Source organism: Rhodococcus mengyinensis, from assembly GCF_048381435.1.
Lineage (GTDB): Bacteria > Actinomycetota > Actinomycetes > Mycobacteriales > Mycobacteriaceae > Rhodococcus_F > Rhodococcus_F opacus_D.
Genome location: NZ_JBLWIT010000116.1, coordinates 1 through 23,753 on the forward strand (window position 1 = coordinate 1; position 23,753 = coordinate 23,753).

The window sequence follows — 23,753 nt, forward strand, 5'->3', positions numbered from 1 at the left end:
TCACCAGCCGCGTTCGGCGAGCCGGTGCGGGACGGGGATGTCGTCGACGTTGATCCCGACCATCGCCTCACCCAGCCCACGGGAGACCTTCGCCAGCACGTCCGGGTCGTCGAAGAACGTGGTCGCCTTCACGATCGCCGCGGCCCGCTCCGCCGGGTTACCCGACTTGAAGATCCCCGACCCGACGAACACACCCTCCGCACCGAGCTGCATCATCATCGCCGCATCCGCCGGGGTGGCGATGCCACCGGCGGTGAACATCGTGACCGGCAACTTCCCGGCCTTGGCGACCTCGACGACCAGATCGTACGGGGCCTGCAACTCCTTCGCCGCCACATACAGCTCGTCCTCGCTCAGCGAGGTCAACCGGCGGATCTCCCCACCGATCGTCCGCATGTGCGTGGTCGCGTTCGACACGTCACCGGTACCGGCCTCACCCTTGGACCGGATCATCGCCGCACCCTCGGTGATCCGCCGCAGCGCCTCACCCAGATTGGTGGCACCACACACGAACGGGACGGTGAACTGCCACTTGTCGATGTGATTGGCGTAGTCGGCCGGGGTCAGCACCTCCGACTCGTCGACGTAGTCGACCCCGAGGGACTGCAGGATCTGCGCCTCCACGAAGTGCCCGATCCGGGCCTTGGCCATCACCGGGATCGACACCGCGGAGATGATGCCGTCGATCATGTCCGGATCACTCATCCGGGACACCCCACCCTGCGCCCGGATGTCCGCGGGCACCCGCTCGAGCGCCATCACCGCGACCGCACCGGCGTCCTCGGCGATCTTCGCCTGATCGGGGGTGACGACGTCCATGATGACCCCGCCCTTCAACATCTCGGCCATGCCACGCTTGACGCGCGCCGTACCGACGGCGGAATTGTTCACGACTGTCTCCTCTGATGACGATGGGTATGCGGCTTCTGTTGCGCAGCCGCCAGCAGTTCGATGTCCGAGCCGCCGAGCGTCTCCACGGACTCGATGCGCTTCTCGGCCTCCGCGACCGACTCGTCCGCGGAACCGATCGGGGGAGCAGCGGACAGTGATTCGTCGTCGCGACCGCCCTTGCCGAGCAACTTCCGTACCTCGTAGCTGATCAGGATGACGATCAACGTCAGACCGCTCATGAGGAACTGGGAACGGGTGGTCGGCAGGAACGCCATCGCGAGGATGACGGTGGCCATCAGGGCGATGGTGGCGTAGCTCAGCCACGGGAACAACCACATCCGCAGTTGCAGTGCGGCCGGGTCTTCGCGCTCGAGTCGACGCCGGAGCACCACCTGGGAGATGGCGATGAGGAGGTAGACGAAGAGCGCGACGGCGCCGTACGAGTTGACGAGGAAGCCGAAGACGACGTCGCCCCACACGTAGGTGCAGGCGACGGAGACGTATCCGACGGTGGTGCCGAGCAGGATCGCACGACGGGGCACGCCGTTGCGGGACAGCGTCGTGAAGAACTTCGGGGCGTCGCCGTTGCGGGTGAGCGCGAACAGCATTCGGGACGTGGTGTACAGCGCCGAGTTCAGGCAGGACAGGACCGCGGTGAGGACGATGAAGTTCATGATCGTCGCGACACCGGGAATTCCGAGGACCTCGAGCACCGCGGCGTACGGACTCACCCCGACGCTCTCGGTGTTCCACGGCTGGATCGTGACGACCACGAGAATCGAACCGACGTAGAACGTCACGATCCGCACCACGATCGACCGCATGGCGTGGGCGACAGCACGCTTCGGCTCCTCCGACTCGGCGGCCGCGATCGTCACGATCTCAGCTCCGGTGTAGAAGGCGACGCAGGGGACGACCGCGGCGAGCACCGCGCCCCAGCCGAGCGGGGTGAAGCCGCCGTGGTTCACGAGGTTGCCGAGCCCGGGCGTCGAATCGGGCCACAGTCCGGTGATCCAGAGGGCGCCCATCCCGAGGAACAGAACGATCGCCACGACCTTGATCGACGAGAACCAGTACTCGAACTCGCCGTAGGAGCGGGCAGACACCATGTTGGTGGCCGTGAGCAGGAGCATCAGCCCCAGACTGAGGAGCCACAGCGGGATCATCGGCAGCCAGAGCTGCAGGATCCGGCCACCGGCGATCGCCTCGACGGCGACCACGATCACGAAGAAGTACCAGTACATCCACCCCGTCGCGAACCCGGCGCGACGCCCCAGGGCCTGGCGGGCGTAGACGTAGAACGATCCGACCACCGGCCGGGCCACCGCCATCTCCGCGAGCATCCGCATGATCAGCAACGTGATGATGCCGGCGATGAGGAAGGAGATGATCGCGCCGGGGCCGGCCCCGCCGATGACGACACCGCTGCCCACGAAGAGACCGGCGCCGATCACCCCGCCCAGGGCGATGAGGTTCATGTGCCTGCGTTTCAGGCCCTTGCCGAGACCTGAACTGTCGGTGTGTCCGGGAACGGTACTGTCCACATTTCCTCCAGAAGGCGCTGCCGGGACCCTCGACCGACACGACCTCGTCGGTCGTACGTCGATGCGGGCACCCACCGGTTCAGCGACCCAATCGTATGTGTGATCCACATCACTTATTTCAGTGTTCACCTCACACTACGACTGGCGCCAGAACTCGCCCAGAGCCAGTTGCCACGCAAGCGATGGGACCAGTTCGACCGCGGAACCGCCGATCGAGAACGCCCCTGAACTGGGCGGACAGCGATCGCCACCGGGAGGTGCGTGTTCACACAGCCCGGCGGCACGGGTTCCCGGCACATCTGGATCCCCCGGCGCCGGCGCTCATCCACGAGGCCGTGCAACGCCCTTACCCTGTGACCAGTGGTAACGAACTGGTCCTCAGACGTGCCGTCGAACTGGCACTGTGCTGCCCACCGGACCCTCCATACAGTGTTGTGCATCACATCAACAGTTCAGTTCGCGGTGGATCGTCTCCCGTATCTCCGCCGGCACTGTTCTCCGTTCCAACCGCCCGACGATCCGGCCCCGGATCGCGATGGCGACCTGACGATTCCGGTCAGCGCACAGTGGAGGAAAACGTGACTTCAACACCACCCCCGGTCCAATCCCAGGACTCCGGCCTCGGAAAGGGCCTGAAGAAACGGCACATGAACCTCATCGCCCTGGGCGGCGTGATCGGTGCCGGATTGTTCGTCGGCAGCGGCGTCGTCATCGAGAGCGCAGGCCCGGCGGCGATCGTGTCGTTTCTCATCGCGGGGGTCATCACACTCCTGATCATGCGGATGCTGGCCGAGATGGCGGTGGCCCGGCCGGTGGTCGGATCGTTCTACGTGTACGCCAGGGAAGCGCTCGGCAATCGCGCCGGCTTCTCCGTCGGCTGGATGTACTGGTACTTCTTCGTCATCGTCGTCGCCGTCGAAGCCATCGCCGGCGGCCGAATACTCCAGCTCTACCTCCCGTCCGCGCCGCTGTGGATCCTCAGCCTCGGCCTTCTCGTCATCCTGACCTGCACCAATCTCGTGTCAGCGCGGTCGTTCGGCGAATTCGAATACTGGTTCTCGTCGATCAAGGTGATCGCGATCGTCCTCTTCCTCGGGTTGGGCGCACTGTGGATAACCGGACTGTGGCCGGACGCGACCCCCGGAGTGGCGAACCTCGTCAGCCACGGCGGATTCGCTCCGCTCGGCTGGGGCGCGGTGCTCGCCGCGGTCGTCCCCTGCGTGGCCTTCTTCACCGGCGCCGAGATCGTGACCATCGCGGCCGCCGAGTCCGCGGAACCCAAGAAAGCGGTCGCCCGGGCGATGCGTTCCATCGTGGTCCGGATCATCACCTTCTACGTCGGTTCCATCTTCGTGGTCGTCGCGGTGGTGCCGTGGAGCACGGAGGCCGTCGGCGTCAGCCCCTACGCGGCAGCCCTCTCCGCCCTTCACATTCCCGGTGTCGCCACGATCATGAACGTCGTCATCCTCACCGCGGTGCTGTCCTGCCTGAACTCCGCGCTGTACACCTCCTCGCGGATGCTCTTCGCGCTCACCCGCAACGGCGACGCCCCGCACATGTTCACCCGCCTGTCCGGCGGCGGCGTGCCCCGGCGCGCCATCCTCGCCGGAACGGTGATCGGTTACGCGTCGGTGATCGCGGCGTTCGTCTCCCCGGACCTCGTGTTCTCGTTCCTGGTCAACTCGTACGGCGCCGTGGCGCTCTTCGTCTACCTCATGATCGCGATCTCCCAGGTCGCGCTCCGCAAGAAGCTGGAGGCTCGAGATCCCGAGGCCCTCAGCCTGAAGATGTGGCTGTTCCCCTGGCTCAGCTACGCGACCATCGTTCTGATGGGAGCCGTGATCGCCGCCATGGCCGTGCTCCCCACCACCCGTTCGCAGTTCTGGCTGAGTGTGGTGACTCTCGCCTTCATCCTGGTCGGGTACGAGTTCCGCCGACGCAGCCGGACCAACGCCGAACGCCTCGACACCGTCACACCGCCCGCGGCCTCGCCCGCCGACGGATCCGACGCGGAACAACTCGTCGGAGTCGTCACCCGCGAGCAGCCCTGACGCACCCGCCGTACCGAAGGACAGGGACCGCACCAGCGGTCCCTGTCCTTCTCTGTGCGTCCGATGCGACATCGGCTTTTCCGGCACGACCCGCCGGGAATCGGGGCACACTTGCAGAAGACCTCGGCGGAGGAGGGCACCGTGTTCCACCGCGGAGACGACGCCGTCACCGAAGAACACTCGCTGGACGAGTCCCTGCTCGTCGAGCCCGAATCCCGGAGCCGGCCGTGGCGGGAATTCCTCGTCTCGACCCCGGGACGACTGTCCGTGCTGGGGATCGCCCTCGTGACCGCCGCGCTGGCGACCGGGGCGATCACGTCGGCGGCGATCGGTGCCCGGCAACAGCGCATCGAGACCCTGCGAACGCACACCGAACCCCTCACCTACGCGGCCGAACGGCTCTACAGTTCGCTGTCCATCGCCGACGCCGCGGCCGCCACATCCTTCATCTCGGGCGGTGTCGAGCCGATCGCCGTCCGCAATCGGTACAACCAGGCGATCGGGGACGCATCGAACGCGCTGGTCACCGCGTCGAACGGCGTAGCCTCGACAGACGCCGCGGCCCTCGCGCTGCTGTCCGAAATATCGCGGGACCTCGCCGACTACACCAGCCTGATCGCCACGGCCCGCGCCAACAATCGGTCGGGCAACCCGGTCGGCGTCGCCTATCTCAGCGACGCCTCCACGATGATGCAGGACACGATCCTGCCCGCAGCCGAGAGCCTCTACTCGGAGCAGTCGAGGACCGTCGCCGACACCCAGGTCCTCACCGCGCGGCTCCCGAGAGCCGCATCCGCCGTCGCCGTCGCCCTGCTCGTCGCGCTCGTCCTCGCGCAGGTGTACCTGGCGCGCAAGAGCAAACGCCGCGTCAATCCCGGCCTCGTCCTCGCCTCCCTCCTCGCCGCCACCCTCCTGATCTGGCTGGCCGCCGCCACCCTGGTCTCCACCGCGGCCACGGACCGGGCGAGAACCGAAGGGGCGCAACCACTCGGCACGATCACCCAGGCGCGGATCCTCGCCCAGCAGGCCCGGGCGGACGAGACCCTCGCGCTGCTGCAGCGCGGCTCCGACGAACAGTCCGAGGTCGACTACGCCCGGCGGTCGGCCGAACTCGCCGACATCCTCGGGGGGCTGCAGGACGGCGATTACGGTCCGGCGACGACACCGCCGATCGACGCCGCCGTCACCGCACTCGGCGACTGGCGGCGCGCGCACACCATGCTGCAGGAGAAGCTCGACATGGGGGACTACCCGGGTGCGAAGGCCATCGCGATCGGCCCGGCGGACTCGGCGTCCCCTGCCACGTTCGCGGCGCTCGACCAGTCGTTGCAGGACGGCATCGACCGATTCCGCAGCGAGGAACTCGACGGGATGGCCGACGCATATCGCTCGTTGTCGCTCCTCGCGGTGGGTAGCATGGTGATCGGCGTCCTCTGCGGGTTCGCCGTCGGTGGGGGGATCTGGCCCAGACTGAACGAGTACCACTGATGACGCGGGTGATTCGACCGAGACGGCGGACGCGCCAACGCGCCCTCCTCCTCTCCGCTGCCGCGGTCGCCGTCCTCGCCGCCGGATGCGCCACCCCGCAACCCCTCACGCCCACCGTCAGCGGCGACTACGCACAGGTGCCGTTGACGAGTGGGGCCGAGATCCTTCTGCCCACCGGCGACGTGCCCGAGGAGCCACCCGCACCCGACTCCTGCGGTGCCCTCGCGAGTCTCCGCCCCGCCGCACCGGACGTCCGGGCGCCGGGAAGCTCCCTGGCCGAGATCACCGCCCGCGGCCGGCTGATCGTCGGAATCGATCAGAACACCAACCTCTTCAGTTTCCGGGATCCGACCACCGGGATGCTGATGGGATTCGACGTCGACGTCGCGGGAGAGATGGCGCGGGACCTGTTCGGTGACCCCTCCCGGGTCGAATTCCGCCTGCTCACGTCCGGCGACCGTTTCGACGCCCTCCAGAACGAGGACGTGGATCTCGTGGTCAAGAGCACGTCGATCACGTGCGAACGGTCCGAGCGTGTCGCCTTCTCCACCGTGTACTTCCAGGCCTATCAACGTCTGCTGGTGCCGAAGGGGTCCGGTATCTCCGGCCCGGAGGATCTGGCGGGCAAGCGCGTCTGCACCGCCGGCGACACCACCTCACTGGACACCGTTCGCCGCGTGCAGCCCGAGGCCACGATCGTGGCGGTACCCGACTGGGACGACTGCCTCGTGGTCCTCCAGCAACGGCAGGCCGACGCCGCGAGCACCGACGACTCCATCCTCGCCGGGCTCGCCGCCCAGGACCCGAATCTGGAGATCGTCGGCCCGCCGCTCGAATCGGAGCCGTACGGCATCGGGGTCAACAAGAACCACGACGATCTGGTGCGTTTCGTGAACGGCACGCTGGATCGGATGCGCGCGGACGGAACCTGGACGAGGCTCTACGACAACTGGCTGACGGTTCTCGGTCCTTCCGCCGGACCACCCGCCCCCACGTACCGGGACTGAGGTGACACCGAGTGAGCGACGAAACCAGGCGAACACCGATGGACGACCCGCAATCCACCAGGGGTGTGCGGTTCGATCCGTTCGCGGACGACGACGATGACGACGTCCCCTCCTCACGCACGGTGCCGGACGCCGCCCACACCTCCGACCTGTCGATGCTCCTGACCAATCCCGTTCTGGCGGAGCACAAACGTTACTGCGACCGATGCAAGCGTCCCGTCGGACGTTCCACCGCCGCGCGGCCGGGCGACACGGAGGGGGTGTGCACCCACTGCGGCACCGTCTTCTCGTTCGCCCCGCAACTCGAGGCGGGTGAACTGGTCGCGGGCCAGTACGAGGTCCTGGGGTGCCTCGCCCACGGCGGTGTCGGCTGGATCTACCTCGCGCTCGACCACAATGTCAGCGACCGCTGGGTGGTGCTCAAGGGCCTGCTGCACTCGGGCGATCCCGTGGCTCAGGAGGTGGCTCTCGCCGAGCGCCGGTTCCTCGCCGAGGTGACGCATCCGAGCATCGTGAAGATCTACAACTTCGTCGAACACCCCGGGATGGACGGCAATCCCATCGGGTACATCGTCATGGAGTACGTCCGGGGCAGAACCCTGCGCGACCTGCTCACCGAACTGAAGGAGGACGCCGGGCCCGACGACCCGAAGCCGATGCTGCCGGTGGAGCACGCCATCCGCTACCTCCTCGAGGTCACGCCCGCGCTCGGATACCTGCACTCGATGGGGTTGGTGTACAACGACCTCAAACCCGAGAACATCATGATCGGCGACGACTACGACCAGCTCAAGCTCATCGACATGGGCGCGGTCGCCAGGATCGGGGATCACGGATACATCTACGGCACACAGGGTTACCAAGCCCCCGAGATCGCCACCACCGGTCCGACCGTCGCCTCCGACATCTACACCGTCGGGCGGACGCTGGCCGTGCTGACCCTCGACATGCCCACCGTCGGCGGCTGTTACGTCGACGGCCTGCCGACACCCGAGGAGGCGCCGCTGCTGGCGGAGTACGAGTTCTACCACCGGCTGCTGCTCCGGGCCATCCACCCCGATCCGGCCCGCCGGTTCGCGTCGGCCGAGGAGATGTCGACGCAGCTCGAGGGTGTCCTGCGCGAGGTGCGGGCCCAGCAGACCGGCCACCCGCAGCCGGGGTTGTCCCACCGGTTCAGCCCGCAGCGCACGACGTTCGGGACCGACCTCACGATCAGCCGCACCGACGTCTACGTCGACGGGCACCGCCGGGACGAGCGGATCAGTGCGATGAGTATCGTTCGAGCACTGCCGATTCCGTTGGTGGACCCGGACGACCCGGCCGCCCCGTTGCTCTCCGTCGTCCACAGCCGACCGAGGGAGCTCCTCGATTCACTGCGCAGGGCGAAGGAGTCGGCGGACGACGGCGTGGCGTCCACGAGCATCGAGATCCCGCTCGCCGAGGTACGCGCGCACCTCGACCTGGGGCAGCCCCGTGATGCCGCCACCATTCTCGAATCCCTCGACCACCAGCGTGAGGACACGTGGCGCGTCGACTGGCACACCGGACTGTGTGCGCTGGTGGGCGGCGACTTCGAGGCGGCGTTCACCCGGTTCGATTCCGTCCTGACCGCGCTACCGGGCGAGGAGGCCCCGAAGCTCGCCCTCGCGGCGACGGCCGAGATGTGGTGCGAATACCGCTCCGGCGAGGACATCGGGCGGTGGCGGCGGACCGCCGAAAAGTACTACTGCACAGTGTGGCGCACGGATCACGGCGCGGTGAGTGCGGCGTTCGGGCTGTCGCGGCAACTGGAGCACCGCGACGACCGGGCGGCCGCGGTGGAGGCCCTCGACGAGGTGCCACCGACATCCCGGCACTATGCCGAGGCCCGGTTGACGAGTGTGCTGATGCTCGTCCACGATCGGCCGCTCGCCGAGGTGAGCGAACGGGATCTGCAGGAGGCCGCCCGGCGAGTCGAACTGCTCGCCCACGACGAGCGCCGCGCACTCCAGACCCGGGTGCTCGTCCTCGGCGTGGCCGTCGACTGGCTGCACGCCGGCGGCATTCCCGAGACGACGCGGATCCTCAGCGTGCCGTTCACCGAACGCGGTCTGCGCACCGGGGCGGAGTCGGCGCTCCGGGCCCTCGCCCGCAAGGCCCCCGAGCGCAGGCATCGGTACACCCTGGTGGATCTCGCCAACCTGATCCGCCCGACCACGTGGCTGTGACTCCCGGACTCGGGTCACCGCACCCCGAATCCGGTGTGCTCGCGTCCCCACCGGGCATTCCACGCCATCACCTGCATGCGGTCGCTCAAAGCATCACGGCTGCGGACCGTTTCGGCCAGCTGGCCCATGAGTTCGATGATGCGGCGGCGGGCGTCCTCCAGTTCCGTTGCCAGGCGCTCCTCCTCCCTCGACCTCGCGGTGCGGTTTCTGCGCGCGACCATGGTGTTCATCTCTACTCCGATCGTGACGACGTGGCGTTCGGCTCCTCGCACCGACAACTCTGGGCCGTCTGGTACGGGTCCAGAAGATCCAGAATGACAATGAGACAGGGGACCAATCTGGACCTATGACGTAGCGCACAAGTGGTTCTGACGTCGGAGACGATTCGGTCGTAGGGTTCGAGTGCTCGCCGAAATCTCGACCGGAGGTACCCATGCGCATCCACACCGACGCACTCACGATCGCGGGCCGGGACTTCTCGTCCCGCCTCCTCATGGGCACAGGCGGTGCGGCCAACCTCTCGGTACTGGAAGAGGCACTCGTCGCCTCGGGCACCGAACTGACGACGGTGGCGATGCGCCGAGTGGACGCCGCAGGGAGAACCGGGCTGCTCGAACTGCTGGATCGACTGGGTATCGCGTTGTTGCCGAACACAGCCGGCTGCCGGGGCGCCACGGAGGCGGTGCTGACTGCGCGCCTGGCTCGTGAGGCCCTGGGCACCAACTGGGTCAAGCTCGAAGTGATCGCCGACGAACGCACGCTCCTGCCCGACGGGATCGAACTCGTCGCGGCCGCAGAACAACTCGTGGACGACGGATTCGTCGTGCTGCCGTACACCAACGACGACCCCGTGCTCGCGCAGCGCCTGGTCGACGCCGGGTGCGCCGCCGTGATGCCACTCGGGTCGCCGATCGGCACCGGACTCGGTATCTCGAACCCCCGCAACATCGAGATGATCGTCGCGCGCACCGACGTCCCGGTCATTCTCGACGCCGGGATCGGCACCGCCAGCGACGCAGCACTGGCGATGGAACTCGGCTGCGACGCCGTACTGCTCGCCACGGCGGTGACGAGGGCGTCGGACCCTCCGCTGATGGCCGCGGCGATGGCCGCAGCGGTCACGGCCGGGCACCTCGCCCGGAATGCCGGACGGATACCGAAACGGTTCTGGGCGCAGGCGTCGTCACCGGTCGCGGTGTAATCGGCGCCCCGCGAACACCGACTCGGCTAGCGTGAGCCACCATGCGGGTACACCACCTCAATTGCGGCTCGTTCTCCTCGGCGCTCATCGGGCGGTTGGTGTGCCATGTGCTGGCGTGTGAAACCGACGCGGGCATTGTGCTGGTCGACTCCGGCTTCGGGCTGGCGGACGTCGCCGATCCCACCGGACGCGTCGGCCGGTACGCGAACCTGATGGGCGCCCGGTTCCGGGAGTCGGAGACGGCGGTCCGCCGGCTCGAGAAGCTGGGCCTGAATTCTGCGGACGTGACCCACATCGTCGCGACCCATCTCGACTTCGACCACATCGGCGGCGTCGCCGACTTCCCGAACGCCACTCTGCACACCACCGCCGCGGAACGAACGGCGTCAGAAGGACGTTCGTCGTTCCGGGAGAAGGTCCGCTACCGTCCCGCCCAGCTCACCCCCGAACCCACGCTGCACACCTATTCGGGGCCGGGCGAATCCGTGCTCGGGTTCTCCGACACCTACCCGATCGCCGGTGTCGGCGACCGCATCGTGCTCGTCCCGATGCCCGGCCACACCCGCGGTCACGCGGCGGTGGCCGTCGACACCGGCGAGAAGGGCTGGCTGCTACACGCGGGCGACGCGTTCTACCACCGCAGCACCGTCGCCGCCCCCGGACAGGTGTCGCCGGGAACCGAGGGTCGCGCCCTACGGGTGATGGAAGAGCTGATCGCGGTGGATCGTTCGAAGATCCGCGGCAATCATCGCCGGCTCCGGGAACTGAACAATCAGGTGGCGCCGCGGGTGCGCGTCTTCTCCGCCCACGACCCGACACTGTTCGAGGAACTGGCCGGAGAGCGGGGCTAGGCCTTCGGCCCGTGCGTGGTTGACGAGTCCCTGCACTCGTCAACCACGCACGAGCGCTACTTTGCCCATTCCAGCAGGTCGTCGGCGGACCACGTGTTCACGACCCGGTCGGCCTCGACGCCGCACCGCATCGCCCGCTCGCATCCGTACCCCTGCCAGGCGAGTTGCCCGGGGGCGTGCGCGTCGGTGTCGATCGAGAACAGGCACCCCAAATCGATGGCCAGATCGATGAGACGGCTCGGCGGGTCGCGGCGTTCGGGACGGCTGTTGATCTCGACGGCCGTGCCGTGGTCGCGGCAGGCGGTGAACACCTGCTCCGCGTCGAACGTCGACTCCGGCCTGGTCCCGCGCCCGCCTTCGACGAGGCGGCCGGTGCAGTGTCCCAGCACGTCCACCAGCGGATTCTCCACCGCCCGGACCATCCTGCGGGTCATCGCCCCGTGCTCCGCCCGCAACTTGGAGTGCACGCTGGCGACGACGATGTCGAGTTCGTCGAGCAGATCCGGATCCTGGTCGAGTGAACCGTCGTCGAGGATGTCGACCTCGATGCCGGTGAGGATGCGGAACGGTGCCAGTTCCTCGTTCAGCGCGGCGATCACCTCCAGCTGAGAACGCAGCCGCTCCGCCGACAGCCCGTTCGCGACCGTCAGGCGTGGGGAATGGTCTGTGAGAGCGCAGTATTCGTGACCCAGAGCGGCCGCGCTGCGCATCATCTCGTCGATGGGGCTGCCGCCGTCCGACCAGTCCGAGTGCGTGTGCAGGTCGCCTTTCAGCGCCTCCCGCAGCGCGCCGCCGCCGATCGGCTCCGCGTTCTCCCGTAGTTCCGCAAGATAGACGGGCACACCGTCGAGCGACTCACGGATCACGGTCGCCGTCTTGGGTCCGATGCCCGGCAGATCCTTCCAGCTGTCGGTGCGCCGGCGGACGTCCCGTTGCTCCTCGGACAGTTCGGCCACCACGTCGGCGGCACGCCGGTACGCCTTCACGCGGTGCGTCTCCGCACGCGACCGTTCGAGCCAGAACGCTGTTTCTCGCAGGGCCTGCACCGGGTCCATCGGGCTGTCGGCGTCCATGCCTCCAGTGTTGCGCCCACCCCGACGTCACCGCAACGCTTCGCGCGCCCCGTCCCGGACCGCGGTGGTGAGCGCCGCGAGGATCGGCGAATCCAGCTTCCACCGCTGCCAGTACAGCGGGACGTCGACCGGGCGGGACGGGTCGAGTTCGACGAGCCCGTGGTCGTCGCCGGTGTGTAATTCCGGCAGCAGTCCCCAGCCCAGTCCGTGGCGGACGGCGTCGGAGAACGCCGAAGACCCGGGAACGAAGTGCCGCGGCGGCTGGAGCCGGCGCCGCGTGAACCCGCGCAGGAACCGGGCCTGCAGTTCGTCCTTGCGGTCGAAGTCGAGCATCGGTGCCACCGCGAGGGCGTCCGCCGTCGGACCGTCGGGGAGCCAGCGGTCGGCGTAGTCGCGGCTGCAGAGCGCGCGGTACCGCATCGACCCCAGCTTCTCGACGGTGCAGCCCTGCACCGCCTCCGGGACGGACGTCACCGCGGCCATCACGGTGCCCTCCTTCAGCAGGGTGGTCGAGTGGAATTCGTCTTCCCGATGCAGATCGAACAGCGCCCGATGCTCCGGCGCCAGGCGGGCGAGGGCCGGAATCATCCACGTGGACAGCGAATCCGCGTTGACGACCAGCGACAGCGTGCTCGTCGTCGCCTCCTCGGGGTTGAGGGACGACATGGCCTCGCGCTCGAGGTGGGCCATCTGGCGGGCGAGCGTGAGCACGACGTGTCCGGACTCGGTGGCCCGGACCGGCTTGGCCCGCTGCACCAGGACGCGCCCGACCTGCTGCTCGAGTGCCTTGATCCGCTGGCTCACCGCGGAAGGCGTGATGTGCAGTACCCGGGCCGCGGCGTCGAAGGTGCCTTCGTCGATCACGGCCGCGAACGTGCGGAGAGAAGCAAGGTCCAGATCCATATGAAGCGATGCTAATGGCAATGAAGGATAATTAGCTGGATTGATGATCGCGGGGTTCGTAGCGTGGTTCTCATGCACTTCACCCCTGCCCTGCTCACGGCGGCCGCCGGCTTCGGTACCGGCCTGTCGCTGATCGTCGCGATCGGCGCGCAGAACGCGTTCGTCCTGCGACAGGGGATCGCGCGCAGGCACGTCCTGCCGGTGGTCGTGCTGTGCGCGGTGTCGGACGCCGTGCTCATCGCGGTCGGGATCAGCGGGATCGGCGCCGTACTCGCGCACGCTCCGGCTGCCATCACCCTGATCCGCTGGGCGGGTGCGGCATTCCTCGTCTCCTACGCGGTGCTCGCCGCTCGCCGCGCCCTCCGCCCCGGAACGCTCGACGCCACGCAGGAAATAGGATCGGCGACCCTCGCGACGTCGATCCTCACCTGCCTCGCACTCACGTGGCTCAACCCGCACGTGTACCTCGACACGGTGCTGATGCTCGGCTCGGTGGCCAACAACCAGGGCGAGTCGGGCCGATGGCTGTTCGGTCTCGGTGCCGCCACCTCGAGCGTCGTCTGGTTCCTCGCGCTCGGCTACGGCGCCCAGTTCCTGCACCGGGTGTTCGCCCGCCCCGGAGCGTGGCGCGTGCTCGACGCCGGGATCGCCGCGCTGATGCTCACCCTCGGCATCACCCTCGTCGCCAGTTAGTCGCCAGCTTGTCAACATTTTGTTGACAACGGAACTCTTGTCAACCAATACTTGACACATGCCGGATGCCGCGCTCACCCAACTGCTGTCGGACGCGATCGCCAAGGCGGACCCCGAGATCGACCCCGGACTGGACCACGACCCCGCCGCTTACCTGGCCCTCGTCCAGCTCACCTCGCAGGCACGGGAGTCGGTCGACGAACTGCTCGTCTCCGCGATCGCCGCCGCGCGCTCCGCCGGACACAGCTGGGACACGGTCGGCGCCGCACTCGGCATGTCGCGGCAGGCGGCGCAACAACGCTTCGGCAAACGGATCGGCGACGCCCCCGACACGGACCCGGACGGCCGGACCCGCCGGCTCACCCCGCTCACCGCGTTCAACGAGATGCGCATCCTCAACCACGCCGGCTCGTACGGCTGGCACTCCGTCGGATTCGGAACCCTGTTCCACACCGTTCGCAAGTCCGAGGAACAGTGGGAGCACACCCGCGTGTCGGCGCTGGCGAGCCGTCAGAAACTCGAAGCCGACGGCTGGCAGAAGGTCGGGACGTTGTGGTTCCCCTGGGCGTACTTCAAGCGCCCGTTGGGCATTCCCGCCCTCCCGGAACCGGTGAGCGGCGACTACCTGATGGAACCGTGATGGACGTCGTCGCGCGATTCGCGGCCGCCCGCATCGCGCGGCTCGCCACGGTCGGGGCGGACGGGGTGCCGCACCTCGTCCCGCTCGTCTTCGCACTCGACTCCGACACGATCTACTCCTGCGTCGACCACAAACCGAAGCGCACCACGGCCTTGCGACGCCTCACGAACATCGCGGCCAACCCCGCGGTCACCCTGCTCGTGGACCACTACGACGAGAATTGGGACCACCTGTGGTGGGTGCGGGTCGACGGTCGGGCCGAGGTGCTCGCCCCCGACTCCCCGGCGGGCGGCGCCGCGATCGACGTTCTTGCCGCGAAGTACCCGCAGTACGTCGACCGCCGACCGGACGGACCGGTGATCGCGATACACGACCTGACGTGGCACCACTGGAGTGCCCTGTGAGTACTTGTTAACCGCCCGACGTTAATAAGTACTCACGGGCGTTAGCCTCGACAGCATGCCCACAGCCCTGATCACCGGCGCGAGCCGTGGCCTCGGAGCCGCCATCGCCCGCGAACTCGCACCGACCCACGACCTCCTCCTCGGCGCCCGGTCGGCCGGGTCGCTGACCGACATCCTCGACGAACTGCAGGGCGCCACGCCCTGGCCGGTCGAGCTGACGGACTACGACGCGCTGGCGGCGGCGTGCGCCCCGATCGAGCGGCTCGACGTGCTCGTCCACAACGCCGGCGTCGCCGATCTCGCGACCGTCGCGGAGTCGGCCGTCGACCAGTGGCGGCACACGCTCGAGGCGAACGTCATCGCGGTGGCCGAACTGACACGGCTGCTGCTGCCCGCTCTCCGCGCCGCGGGTGGGCACGTCGTCCTGATCAACTCGGGCGCCGGGCTCCGCGCGAACGCCGGCTGGGCGTCGTATGCGGCGAGCAAATTCGCCCTGCGGGCGTTCGGTGACGCACTGCGCCTCGAGGAGCCGTTACTGCGCGTCACGTCAATTCACCCCGGCCGGATCGACACCGATATGCAGCGCGCGATCGTGGCCGGCGAGGGCGACGAGTACCGGCCGGAGAAGTATCTGAAGCCGTCGACCGTCGCAAAAGCCGTGCGCAACGCGGTGGAGACACCGGGTGATGCGCACCCCACAGAAATCGTGCTGAGGGTCCGCTGACAGCGAAGAAACCTGCGTGAGATAGATCACAGATTGATCTCACAGAAAGGCTTTAAGCTGCTCACAATTAGTCGCCCTACAGTTCTTCTCATCAGCAGAGGTCGCAAACGTGAGTCAGGTTCAACGAGCTGACTCCCAGGAGGTATCCCCACGATGAACACCGACCAGCGTACGTACAGCGACACCGTCGTCGCCGTCGACGGCGACGTCTTCGCGACGATGTTCACTCTCGATCTCGGTGACGGCGAGGTCGATCGCGAAGCAGTCGAGCGGATTCACGGCGGCGACTTCGACGAGTGGATCGAGGCGGCAGCGCGGTCCGGTCTGTTCACGCCCCAGGCGGTCGCGGGCCTCGTTCAGACGTGGCAGGACAACCCGAAGTCGTTGTTCGACGCCCTGCTCGTCGATGCCGACGAGATGACCCACAAGCGCTACGCGATCATCTGGGACGCGCTCGACGACGCCGACACGTTCGAGAACGTCGAGTACGCCTGACGCTCAGAACGGCCACGCGGGCACGGGCGGCAAGCCCTCCCGCGTGGGGCGCCCGATAACCCACGCCAGCAGTTCGGTGCGCGGAAGTTCCGGCACCCCGACGTCCGGATGCCTGGCCGCCAGCTCGGGCAGCTCCGATTCCAGCGTGTGCTCCACGAAGGCCGCCGGCCAGTCGGCCGCCGAGTAGCCGAGCCCCAGGTCGACGTGGTGGATCTCGAGCTCACGCCACCGCAGCACCGGCACCTGCCGCGCAGGCACCCGCTGACGCCAGTTCACCGGCGTCTCGTACAGATCTTCGGTGATCCGCCGCAGCGACTCGAGCACCCGCCGTCCCGCGAAGCGGAAATCGGCCACCAGTAGTTCGGCCGGACGCCCGGCCCCCTCCTCGATCGCCGCGGCCCGCGCGGCCGGACCGCCCGGATACATCTCGGGCGCGGCCTCCCCGGTGATCACCCCGACCGCGAACCGGTTGAGCGCGTCCGCATTCCTCGCGAGGTGCGTGACGACGTGCCCCCGGCTCCACCCCGGCAGCAACGACGGCTCCCGCGCCTGGTCGTCGGTCAATCCCTCCAGCGTCGCCTCCGCCGCCCGGTGCGATTCGGCAACCGTGTCGAGCAGTTCGGCATACGACAGTGCGGCACTCGGCGACGTCATGCTGACGATGCTAGGCGATGCCACCCACAGCCACCTCACGACGAATCCCCAGGATCCCGATAACGGAACGGTGACGATCGGCATCCGGCGGGTGCAAATCGGACAATCGTACTGATACTGAGATCGACTGTCGGACAACGTGGTTGAAGGGTGGTGTGTGATGTACAACGAATCCGCTACGTGGGGGATACCGAGCGAGACCTTTCTGGTGGTCTACGTCGCCGCCGCCGTGCTCGCGGTCGGGCTGGCGGTGTTCCTCCGGTCCCGGGGCACCGCATCCACCCCGACCTCCGGTGTCCGCCTCGATCCGGTGCAGGCCGGGATGCTGACCAGCGACGATCGCGCCATCGCCGCATCCCTGACGCTGCTACGGGGAGCTGACCTCATCTCCGCCGACGGGACGGTCCTGCGGGCGTGGGGAGTCGCCGACAACGCCCTCGGATCGTTCACGCGGGCCGTCTACGAGGAACTCGCCTCCGGGCGCAGCGCCCTCGGCAACCTGCGGCTCCCGGGCCGGTTGCAGGCCCCGCTAGACCACCTGCGGTCCACCCTGGTCGCGCAGGGGCTGCTCACGGGTCCCGCGCAGAAGGCGTGGAACCGCCGCGCGAGCCTCCCGATCCTCGTCGTCGTGGCCGTCGGCGTCGCACGCCTCGTCGCCGGGTTCGCCGGCGGCAAGCCGATCGGCTTCCTGCTGGTCGCGGTGGTTCTGCTCTCGGCCGCGCGGGAGCTCGTTCGCCGGACCGGTCGCAGGACGCCCCAGGGCACGGCGGAGCTGCAGCGCCTGCGCCGCGACCACTCGTACCTGTCGCCGCGGATGCGCCCGTCGCTCACCGCATACGGTCCGACGCCGATCGCGCTGTCGACGGCACTCTTCGGGATGGGGGCCGTCGGCCTGTTTTCCCCGGGGTTCGCGAGCGCGGCCGGTATCACCGACAGCGGCAGCGGGGACGGCGGCAGCAGCGGTGGAGGCGACAGCTCCTGCGGCGGCGGCGGAGGGTGCGGCGGCGGTGGGGGGTGCGGGGGATGACCACCCTGATCGAGCCGGGCCTCGGCATCGGCTGGCGGCCGGAGATCTGCGGGATCATCGACCGGCTCGACGGCCTGCGGTTCTGCGAGGTGATCGCCGAATCGCTGCCCGCCCGCCGGCGCGGAGTCGGGTTTCCGGACGAACTTCGGTCGCTGGGCGTTCCCGTCGTCCCGCACGGCATCTCGCTGTCGCTGGGTGGCGCGGACGGCGTCGAGCAGCACCGGATCGACCATCTCGCTCGGTGCGCCGACGCGCTCGGTGCGCCGCTCGTCAGCGAGCACGTCGCGTTCGTGCGGGCGGGCGGAATCGAGGCCGGGCACCTGCTGCCGGTGCCGCGCTCGGCGGAAGCCCTGGACGTGCTGGTGCGCAACATCCGGCGCACGCAGGAGTGCCTGCCGGTGCCCCTTGCCGTGGAGAACATCGCGGCCCTGTTCGACTGGCCGGACGACGACTACTCCGAGGGCGAGTTCCTGGCCGAACTCGTCGAACGCACCGGCGTGTACCTGCTGCTGGACGTCGCCAACGTCTACGCGAACGCCCGCAACCGCGGCCGCGACGCCGGTGAGGAACTCCGGCGGCTTCCCCTCGAACGTGTGGCGTACGGCCACGTCGCCGGGGGATCCGAACGGGACGGCGCGTACCACGACACCCACACCGACCCGGTGCCCGGCGAGGTGCTGGACCTGGTCCGGCAGTGGGCATCCGCGGGTGCCCCCGCGATGATGCTCGAGCGCGACGGGAACTACCCGCCCGCCCGGGAGTTGTTCGCCGAGCTGGATGCGATCGCGGATGCGGCCGGCGTCGACCGGGTCACCGGGGACGCCGTGTGGAGTCTGCCGTGACGAGGCTGGCGGAGCGGCAGGCGGCACTGGTCCGGGCTCTCGTCGCGGCGGGGGAGCTGCCCGCGGGATTCGACCGCGACGCGCTCGACACCGCATCGAAGGCCTTGCTCCGCAAGCGATCCTGGGAAGTCGGCGGTCACCTTCCCCACGTCCGCGCGGCCCTCGGCGACCGATTCTTCGCGCTGTTCGCCGCCTGGGCCGACGGCAGGCCGAAGGTGAGCACCCACGCGGACGCGGTGGCGTTCACCGCGCACCTCGAGTCGACCGGTCACCTGCCCGAGCCGAGTCGCCGTCGTCGCCGCCTGTACCGCCCGCGACGAACGTGAGCAGCAACTCGTTCACCTCTTCCGGTCTTTCCTGCTGGACGAAGTGCCCGGCGCCCTCGACGAGATGGAGTCCGCGCAAGTCGCGGACGGTGTCGCGCATCCGGTCGAGGGCCTGCGCACCACTCATCGTGAGGACGGGATCGTGCGCACCGGCCACGAACAGCGTCGGCACCTCGATGTCGGCTCCGGCGAGATCCCTGGAGCGTTCCCAATTGGCGTCGTACGCCCGGTACCAGTTCAGTCCGCCGGTGAATCCCGTCCGGGTGAAGACCTCCACGTAGTGGTCGAACTCGTCCTCCGTCAACCACGACCACGGTAGGGGTGGGGCTTCGGGCAACACGTCCAGGTAACCGTTGCCCTCCGAGGGGTGCTGCCAGATGTCCAGATAGCGGTAGGCGCCCGACAACGCATAGAACAGCCGCTGCAGGAAACCTCGGGGATCGGCGTCGAGTTCGCGGTCGGCGACACCGGGTTCCTGGAAGTAGTGGATGTGCAGGAAGTGCTTGCGCGCCATCGACGCATACAGCTCCGACGGTCGCAGCGGGAACCGGTCGGGTGCGTAGGGGACGGCCAGTAGCACCAGCCCGGACACGCGTGCGCGGTGACGCAGTGCGACGGTCCAGGCGACCGGCGCGCCGAAGTCGTGGCCGACGAACACGGCACGCTCGTGACCGAGACTGTCGAGCAGGCCGATCAGCGCGTCCGACACCCGCTCGTTCGTGTAATCGTCGATGTCGCGGGGCACGTCCGTGCCGCCGTAGCCGGGCATGTCCGGGGCGATCGCCCGGTACCCGGAAGCCGCGAGAGCCCGCATCTGATGGCGGTAGCTGTAGCCGAGCCCCGGGAATCCGTGGCACAGGACGACGGGCGGACCGTCACCCAGTTCGGAAATCTGCCAACGGAATCCGTCGACCGTGACCACCCGCTCCGTCGACGACGCCATGCTCCGCATCCCTCCACCGGCTGGAACGTGTTTCAGCACTGTAGCGTAGCGACGACGCCATTAGAATGCACCTGACTCGCAGTGGCGACCGTCGACCGGCGGGGAAGTGGAGTGATGCGCAATGGTGGAGGCACGCTCCCGCCATGAGTTCGTCGCACTCCAGCTCCGGCAGCGCATCATGCAGCGGCAGTACGCGGTGGGTGAGTCGCTGCCCAGCGAGAGCATGCTGTGCGCGGAGTTCGAGGTCTCGCGCGGTCCCGTGCGCCAGGCCCTGGCGACGTTGAAGAACGAGGGGCTCATCCAGCTGTCCCAGGGCAAACCGGCCGTGGTGCGCAGTCACGACATCACGCAGACCCTGGACACCTTCACCCCCTTCTCGCAGTGGGCGCGCCGCACCGGCCGCGTGGCGGGCAGCCGCACGCTCGAGATCTCACGTCGCCGGGTGTCCGAACCTGCCGCCAGCGCATTGGGATCGGCCCCGGACGACTTCGTCGTCGAGGTGCTCCGCGTCCGGCTGCTGGACGGCGAACCGACGATGATCGAGCGGAGCACGTTCACCGACCGTGTCGGCTCCCTGCTGTTCGATTTCGACATCGACACCGGATCGATCACCGATTACCTCACCTCCCGCGGCGTCCGCTTCGAATCGATGGAGCACGTGCTCGACGCCGTCGCCGCGACCGGGGTCGACGCCGAGAATCTCGGCATCGACCCCGGCAGCCCGTTGCTTCGGGAACGTCGGACGTCGCGGGATCAGAACGGCGACACGTTCGAGTACGCGGACGATCGGTACCGCCCCGACCTCGTCGCCTTCAGTATCGTGAACGCCCGCACCATCGACCCCAGGCTTCCGTCGGACGACGGCAACGGAGCCTGATCGGAAATCAGGTGTTGCGCAGTTCGGCGAGCAGACCGGGCAGGTCCGCGACGCTGTCGAGAACGTGGGTGGCCCCGGCCTCGGACAGCTGGGTGGCGTCGTGGGCGCCGGTGAGCACGCCCACGGAGGCAAGGGCTCCGGCGCGGAGGCCGGTGGTGACGTCCGACGTGGTGTCGCCGAGCACCACCATGGACTGCACGGACGGGGCGCCGGTGCGCATCAACGCGGTCAGCGCCAGGTCCGGGAAGGGGCGGCCGCGGACACCGTCTCCGGGGCACAACACGGCGTCGGCGACGTCCTGCCAGCCGAGCGCGCGGATGATCGCCATCTGCGTCTCGTGCGCGAACCCGGTGGTGAGCGCCGTCTTGATGCCCTGCTCCCGCAGGGAGCCGAAGAGTTCCTCGGCGCCGGGGATCGCGCTGCACCGCCCGTCGTCGACGAGTTGCGAGTAGCAGCGTTCGAATTCCTTGTTCGCGGCCTGCGCCTGCTCCTCGTTTCCGCCGCTGAGATGGCGGAAGACGACGATCTTGGACTGGCCCATGGTGTCGGAGACGTAGTCGAGCATCCGCCTGCGGTCCTCGTCGGTCTTCGACAGTCCGGCATGCGCGTCCGCGGCGAGGAAGGACTGCTGTACCAGCCCGCTGTCCTCCACGGTGGTGCCTGCCATGTCGAAGACGACGAGGCTGATGTCCCGGTGACGTGTTCCCATTGTCTGGTTCCTCTCGGTGTTCGGTGAATGTGGTTGTGCTGCTATGCCATTACGGGCAGGGTGTCGCGGCCGAAGACGGAGTCGATGCGGTCCTTCGCCAGACCCATGCTGGTGGTCATGCCGATCCCGGTGGTCACGGTGACGATGTGCACGCCGTCGATCGGCTCCTCGATCAGGAACTCGGAATCGGGGGCCGAGCTGTACACACCCTGCCAGCGTTCGGTGACGGTGACGTCCGAGACGCCGAAGAGGGCGGCGGCCTCACGGATCAGCACCTCGAACCCCTTCTCCGACTGGAACGGCTCCGCCGAGATCTCACGGATGTGGGTGTCGCCCAGCAGGATCGATCCGTCGGGCTGCGGTGTGTACATCTGGTGGAGGTCGAGGTCGACGTAGTCGGGGTACTCGTCACGCAGCCTCGCCGCGAGTGCCGCCGTCGCGGGAAGATTCTCGAAACCGCTGTACCGCACGAGCGACCAGCCCGTGAACAGCGGTGCGGGCAACGGCGCGGACAACGGAATCCTCGCGCGCATCATGTGGAGCCGGCACCGCAGGAGCCCCCCGCGCTCGGCCGGCCCCGGGAACAGGCGGTCGATGTCGTAGTTGACGGTGACGAACACCGTCGCCGCCTGCAGATCGCCCCGCGAGGTATGAACGACGCCGGTCTCGAATCCGGTTGCGGCGGTGCGCCAGAAGAAGTCGACACCCGACGCGTCGAGCCACTGCGCAATGGCGGGGGCCGCTTCCCGCGGGTTCACCTGGAGGTCGTCGGCCATGTACATGCCCCCGACGACGCGGTCGCCGACGATGGGTAACGCGCCGAGGATCCGGTCTCGGGACAGCAGTTCCACTTCGGCCGGTCCGCGTACGGCCGCGAACTCGGTCATGACTGCCAGCTCGTCGTCATGTCGTGCCACACAGTATGTTCCGGATTCGGCGGACCAGAACCCGGCCTTGCGTGCCAGGTCGAGCCAGTGCTCCCGGCCCGCTCGGGCGTAGTCGCGGGCGACGCCCGACTGGGCGGTGATGCAGGCGTGGCCGAAGTTCTGGACGGACGCGCCCGCAACGCGGTCGGCGTGGTCGATCACCGCCACGGACAGGCCTCGGTTGCGCGCGTGATACGCGTGCGCGAGGCCGACGATTCCGGCACCGACGACCACCACGTCGTAGCGTCGTTGAGTTGTCATGCGACTCACTGTGGACCCGCCCAGGACAACATGTCAATACAAGTACAAGAAATTTGCCGCAGGTATATATAAGTCGCTTTCCGTTAACCGTCCGTTGTGCGACCCGGCGGGCGCGTCGGGTGGTCGCGGTCGGGGGTTGCTGCGAAAATTGCCGCCCGAGTCCACCCACCTGCAGAGGGGCTGATCGATGAGTAGTGGTTCCGGCCCGAGAGCCGTTCCCGTCCACGAACCGGCGTCGTCCCACGACCGCTTCGGTCCCCTGATCGAGCGCCGTGACGACGTCGACTTCCCCTTCTACAACGGGACGCCGACCACGCTGTCGGTGCGGCAGTGGGTCCTGGCGTGGGCCTCGGTCGCAGTCGGCTTCGCAGCCTTGGTCCTCATCCCGCAGACCGACAACGTCGTTGCGCTGATTCCGCGCATCCTGTTCGTCGGTATCCCGCTCGTCGTGCTGGCGATGGTGACGCGCGAGCACTGGACAGCGTTGTTCCGGAAGGTGCACGGCCGTGACGTCCTCACGATGATCGGCTTCGCCGTGCTCAACCTCGTTGTCACGTCGGTGCTGGCGTTGATCGTGCGCGCCCTGTTCGGGGTGGCGTCCAACGAGGCCATCGACGGTGCGGGCGAGGGCGGTGCGCTCGACACGGCCGCGTTCTACGTGGGAACCGGGATCCAATTGGTCGGCGAAGAAGTCTTCACCATCGTCCCGTTTCTCGCGCTGATGTATTTCCTGTTCGCCAAGGCGAAACTGTCCCGCAAGACCGCGATCATCCTGGCCTGGCTCCTCAGTGCGGTGTGGTTCGGCGCCGCCCACCTGCAAACCTACGACTGGAACTTCGCGCAGGCCTTCATCGTGATCGGCGGGGCCCGGCTGGTGCTCACCCTCGCCTACATCCGGACCAAGAACCTGTGGGTCTCGACGGGCGCGCACATCATCAACGACTGGACGCTCTTCACCCAGGCGATCGTGATCAACGCCGCCCTCGTCACCCTGTAGCCGAGTACTCCGCGGCCGA

General features: G+C 68.2%; 25 protein-coding genes. 16 read left to right on the forward strand and 9 right to left on the reverse strand.

The features are described from left to right. Together pdxS and ACNJ7E_RS25475 are read right to left on the reverse strand one after the other, a co-directional pair. Positions 1–891, reverse strand: coding sequence for a pyridoxal 5'-phosphate synthase lyase subunit PdxS (pdxS, locus tag ACNJ7E_RS25470; protein WP_011596201.1), 891 nt, complete (start codon positions 889–891; stop codon positions 1–3). Next, positions 888–2,435, reverse strand: a complete 1,548-nt coding sequence (locus ACNJ7E_RS25475; protein WP_418341241.1) for an amino acid permease — start codon at positions 2,433–2,435, stop codon at positions 888–890. Before ACNJ7E_RS25475 ends, pdxS begins: the two co-directional genes overlap by 4 nt. Before the next feature lie 647 nt (positions 2,436–3,082). Here ACNJ7E_RS25475 and ACNJ7E_RS25480 point away from each other — a divergent pair. From ACNJ7E_RS25480 to ACNJ7E_RS25495, 4 genes are all read left to right on the forward strand, one after another. Further along, on the forward strand, positions 3,083–4,486 hold the full coding sequence (locus ACNJ7E_RS25480) for an amino acid permease (protein WP_280783132.1): 1,404 nt from the start codon (positions 3,083–3,085) through the stop codon (positions 4,484–4,486). 141 nt (positions 4,487–4,627) lie between these two features. Continuing rightward, on the forward strand, positions 4,628–5,974 hold the full coding sequence (locus tag ACNJ7E_RS25485; protein WP_418341289.1) for a hypothetical protein: 1,347 nt from the start codon (positions 4,628–4,630) through the stop codon (positions 5,972–5,974). Further along, the gene (locus tag ACNJ7E_RS25490) at positions 5,974–6,981 is read left to right on the forward strand and encodes a glutamate ABC transporter substrate-binding protein (protein ID WP_418341242.1); all 1,008 of its coding nucleotides are present in this window, start codon (positions 5,974–5,976) and stop codon (positions 6,979–6,981) included. Before ACNJ7E_RS25485 ends, ACNJ7E_RS25490 begins: the two co-directional genes overlap by 1 nt. Positions 6,982–7,019: 38 nt before the next feature. Then, a complete protein-coding gene (locus ACNJ7E_RS25495) occupies positions 7,020–9,188 on the forward strand; it encodes a serine/threonine-protein kinase (protein WP_280783133.1) in 2,169 nt (722 codons plus the stop codon). 14 nt (positions 9,189–9,202) lie between these two features. Here ACNJ7E_RS25495 and ACNJ7E_RS25500 read toward each other — a convergent pair whose 3' ends face one another. After that, entirely contained in the window at positions 9,203–9,418 is a 216-nt protein-coding gene (locus ACNJ7E_RS25500) for a hypothetical protein (RefSeq protein ID WP_105423030.1), read from the reverse strand. A 203-nt stretch (positions 9,419–9,621) separates the two neighbouring features. Between ACNJ7E_RS25500 and ACNJ7E_RS25505 the strand changes: the two genes are divergently transcribed. Next, entirely contained in the window at positions 9,622–10,389 is a 768-nt protein-coding gene (locus ACNJ7E_RS25505) for a thiazole synthase (RefSeq protein WP_105423032.1), read from the forward strand. A gap of 41 nt (positions 10,390–10,430) precedes the next feature. Then, a complete protein-coding gene (locus tag ACNJ7E_RS25510; protein ID WP_418341243.1) occupies positions 10,431–11,240 on the forward strand; it encodes an MBL fold metallo-hydrolase in 810 nt (269 codons plus the stop codon). Between the two features lie 56 nt (positions 11,241–11,296). On the opposite strand, the gene ACNJ7E_RS25515 is transcribed toward ACNJ7E_RS25510, so the two are convergent. Then, positions 11,297–12,295 (reverse strand): PHP domain-containing protein, encoded by a 999-nt coding sequence (locus ACNJ7E_RS25515; RefSeq protein WP_418341290.1) that lies wholly within the window; start codon positions 12,293–12,295, stop codon positions 11,297–11,299. A 45-nt stretch (positions 12,296–12,340) separates the two neighbouring features. Next, positions 12,341–13,216, reverse strand: a complete 876-nt coding sequence (locus ACNJ7E_RS25520; RefSeq protein WP_016884739.1) for a LysR family transcriptional regulator ArgP — start codon at positions 13,214–13,216, stop codon at positions 12,341–12,343. A gap of 72 nt (positions 13,217–13,288) precedes the next feature. On the opposite strand from ACNJ7E_RS25520, the gene ACNJ7E_RS25525 reads away from it, so the two are divergent. The 5 genes from ACNJ7E_RS25525 to ACNJ7E_RS25545 all read left to right on the forward strand — a co-directional run bounded on the left by ACNJ7E_RS25525 (position 13,289) and on the right by ACNJ7E_RS25545 (position 16,172). Then, a complete protein-coding gene (locus tag ACNJ7E_RS25525; protein ID WP_280783012.1) occupies positions 13,289–13,909 on the forward strand; it encodes a LysE/ArgO family amino acid transporter in 621 nt (206 codons plus the stop codon). Between the two features lie 58 nt (positions 13,910–13,967). Next, positions 13,968–14,549, forward strand: a complete 582-nt coding sequence (locus ACNJ7E_RS25530) for a hypothetical protein (protein WP_418341244.1) — start codon at positions 13,968–13,970, stop codon at positions 14,547–14,549. Further along, positions 14,549–14,953, forward strand: coding sequence for a TIGR03668 family PPOX class F420-dependent oxidoreductase (locus ACNJ7E_RS25535; protein WP_280783014.1), 405 nt, complete (start codon positions 14,549–14,551; stop codon positions 14,951–14,953). The genes ACNJ7E_RS25530 and ACNJ7E_RS25535 overlap by 1 nt, the downstream gene beginning before the upstream one ends. Positions 14,954–15,008: 55 nt before the next feature. Then, positions 15,009–15,677, forward strand: a complete 669-nt coding sequence (locus ACNJ7E_RS25540; protein WP_280783015.1) for an SDR family oxidoreductase — start codon at positions 15,009–15,011, stop codon at positions 15,675–15,677. A gap of 153 nt (positions 15,678–15,830) precedes the next feature. Continuing rightward, complete coding sequence (locus ACNJ7E_RS25545) at positions 15,831–16,172, forward strand: hypothetical protein (RefSeq protein ID WP_280783016.1); 342 nt, start codon at positions 15,831–15,833, stop codon at positions 16,170–16,172. Between the two features lie 3 nt (positions 16,173–16,175). Here ACNJ7E_RS25545 and ACNJ7E_RS25550 read toward each other — a convergent pair whose 3' ends face one another. After that, positions 16,176–16,826 (reverse strand): maleylpyruvate isomerase family mycothiol-dependent enzyme, encoded by a 651-nt coding sequence (locus ACNJ7E_RS25550; RefSeq protein ID WP_280783017.1) that lies wholly within the window; start codon positions 16,824–16,826, stop codon positions 16,176–16,178. Positions 16,827–16,986: 160 nt separating this feature from the next. Between ACNJ7E_RS25550 and ACNJ7E_RS25555 the strand changes: the two genes are divergently transcribed. The 3 genes from ACNJ7E_RS25555 to ACNJ7E_RS25565 are packed head-to-tail and all read left to right on the forward strand — an operon-like array spanning position 16,987 to position 19,021. After that, entirely contained in the window at positions 16,987–17,853 is an 867-nt protein-coding gene (locus ACNJ7E_RS25555) for a TIGR04222 domain-containing membrane protein (RefSeq protein WP_280783018.1), read from the forward strand. Continuing rightward, entirely contained in the window at positions 17,850–18,695 is an 846-nt protein-coding gene (locus ACNJ7E_RS25560; protein ID WP_283334657.1) for an MbnB/TglH/ChrH family RiPP precursor modification enzyme, read from the forward strand. Before ACNJ7E_RS25555 ends, ACNJ7E_RS25560 begins: the two co-directional genes overlap by 4 nt. After that, on the forward strand, positions 18,692–19,021 hold the full coding sequence (locus ACNJ7E_RS25565; protein ID WP_283334658.1) for an SCO6045 C-terminal-like domain-containing protein: 330 nt from the start codon (positions 18,692–18,694) through the stop codon (positions 19,019–19,021). The genes ACNJ7E_RS25560 and ACNJ7E_RS25565 overlap by 4 nt, the downstream gene beginning before the upstream one ends. Here ACNJ7E_RS25565 and ACNJ7E_RS25570 read toward each other — a convergent pair. Further along, positions 18,939–19,964, reverse strand: coding sequence for an alpha/beta fold hydrolase (locus ACNJ7E_RS25570; protein ID WP_280783021.1), 1,026 nt, complete (start codon positions 19,962–19,964; stop codon positions 18,939–18,941). The two genes, ACNJ7E_RS25565 and ACNJ7E_RS25570, sit on opposite strands and share 83 nt — an antisense overlap. 121 nt (positions 19,965–20,085) lie before the next feature. Between ACNJ7E_RS25570 and ACNJ7E_RS25575 the strand changes: the two genes are divergently transcribed. Next, complete coding sequence (locus tag ACNJ7E_RS25575) at positions 20,086–20,841, forward strand: GntR family transcriptional regulator (RefSeq protein ID WP_280783022.1); 756 nt, start codon at positions 20,086–20,088, stop codon at positions 20,839–20,841. A gap of 7 nt (positions 20,842–20,848) precedes the next feature. Here ACNJ7E_RS25575 and ACNJ7E_RS25580 read toward each other — a convergent pair whose 3' ends face one another. Beyond that, positions 20,849–21,550 (reverse strand): phosphonatase-like hydrolase, encoded by a 702-nt coding sequence (locus ACNJ7E_RS25580; RefSeq protein ID WP_418341245.1) that lies wholly within the window; start codon positions 21,548–21,550, stop codon positions 20,849–20,851. A 41-nt stretch (positions 21,551–21,591) separates the two neighbouring features. Beyond that, positions 21,592–22,737 (reverse strand): TIGR03364 family FAD-dependent oxidoreductase, encoded by a 1,146-nt coding sequence (locus tag ACNJ7E_RS25585; RefSeq protein ID WP_418341246.1) that lies wholly within the window; start codon positions 22,735–22,737, stop codon positions 21,592–21,594. 187 nt (positions 22,738–22,924) lie between these two features. Between ACNJ7E_RS25585 and ACNJ7E_RS25590 the strand changes: the two genes are divergently transcribed. After that, positions 22,925–23,734, forward strand: a complete 810-nt coding sequence (locus ACNJ7E_RS25590) for a CPBP family intramembrane glutamic endopeptidase (RefSeq protein ID WP_283334662.1) — start codon at positions 22,925–22,927, stop codon at positions 23,732–23,734. Positions 23,735–23,753: the final 19 nt, after the last annotated feature.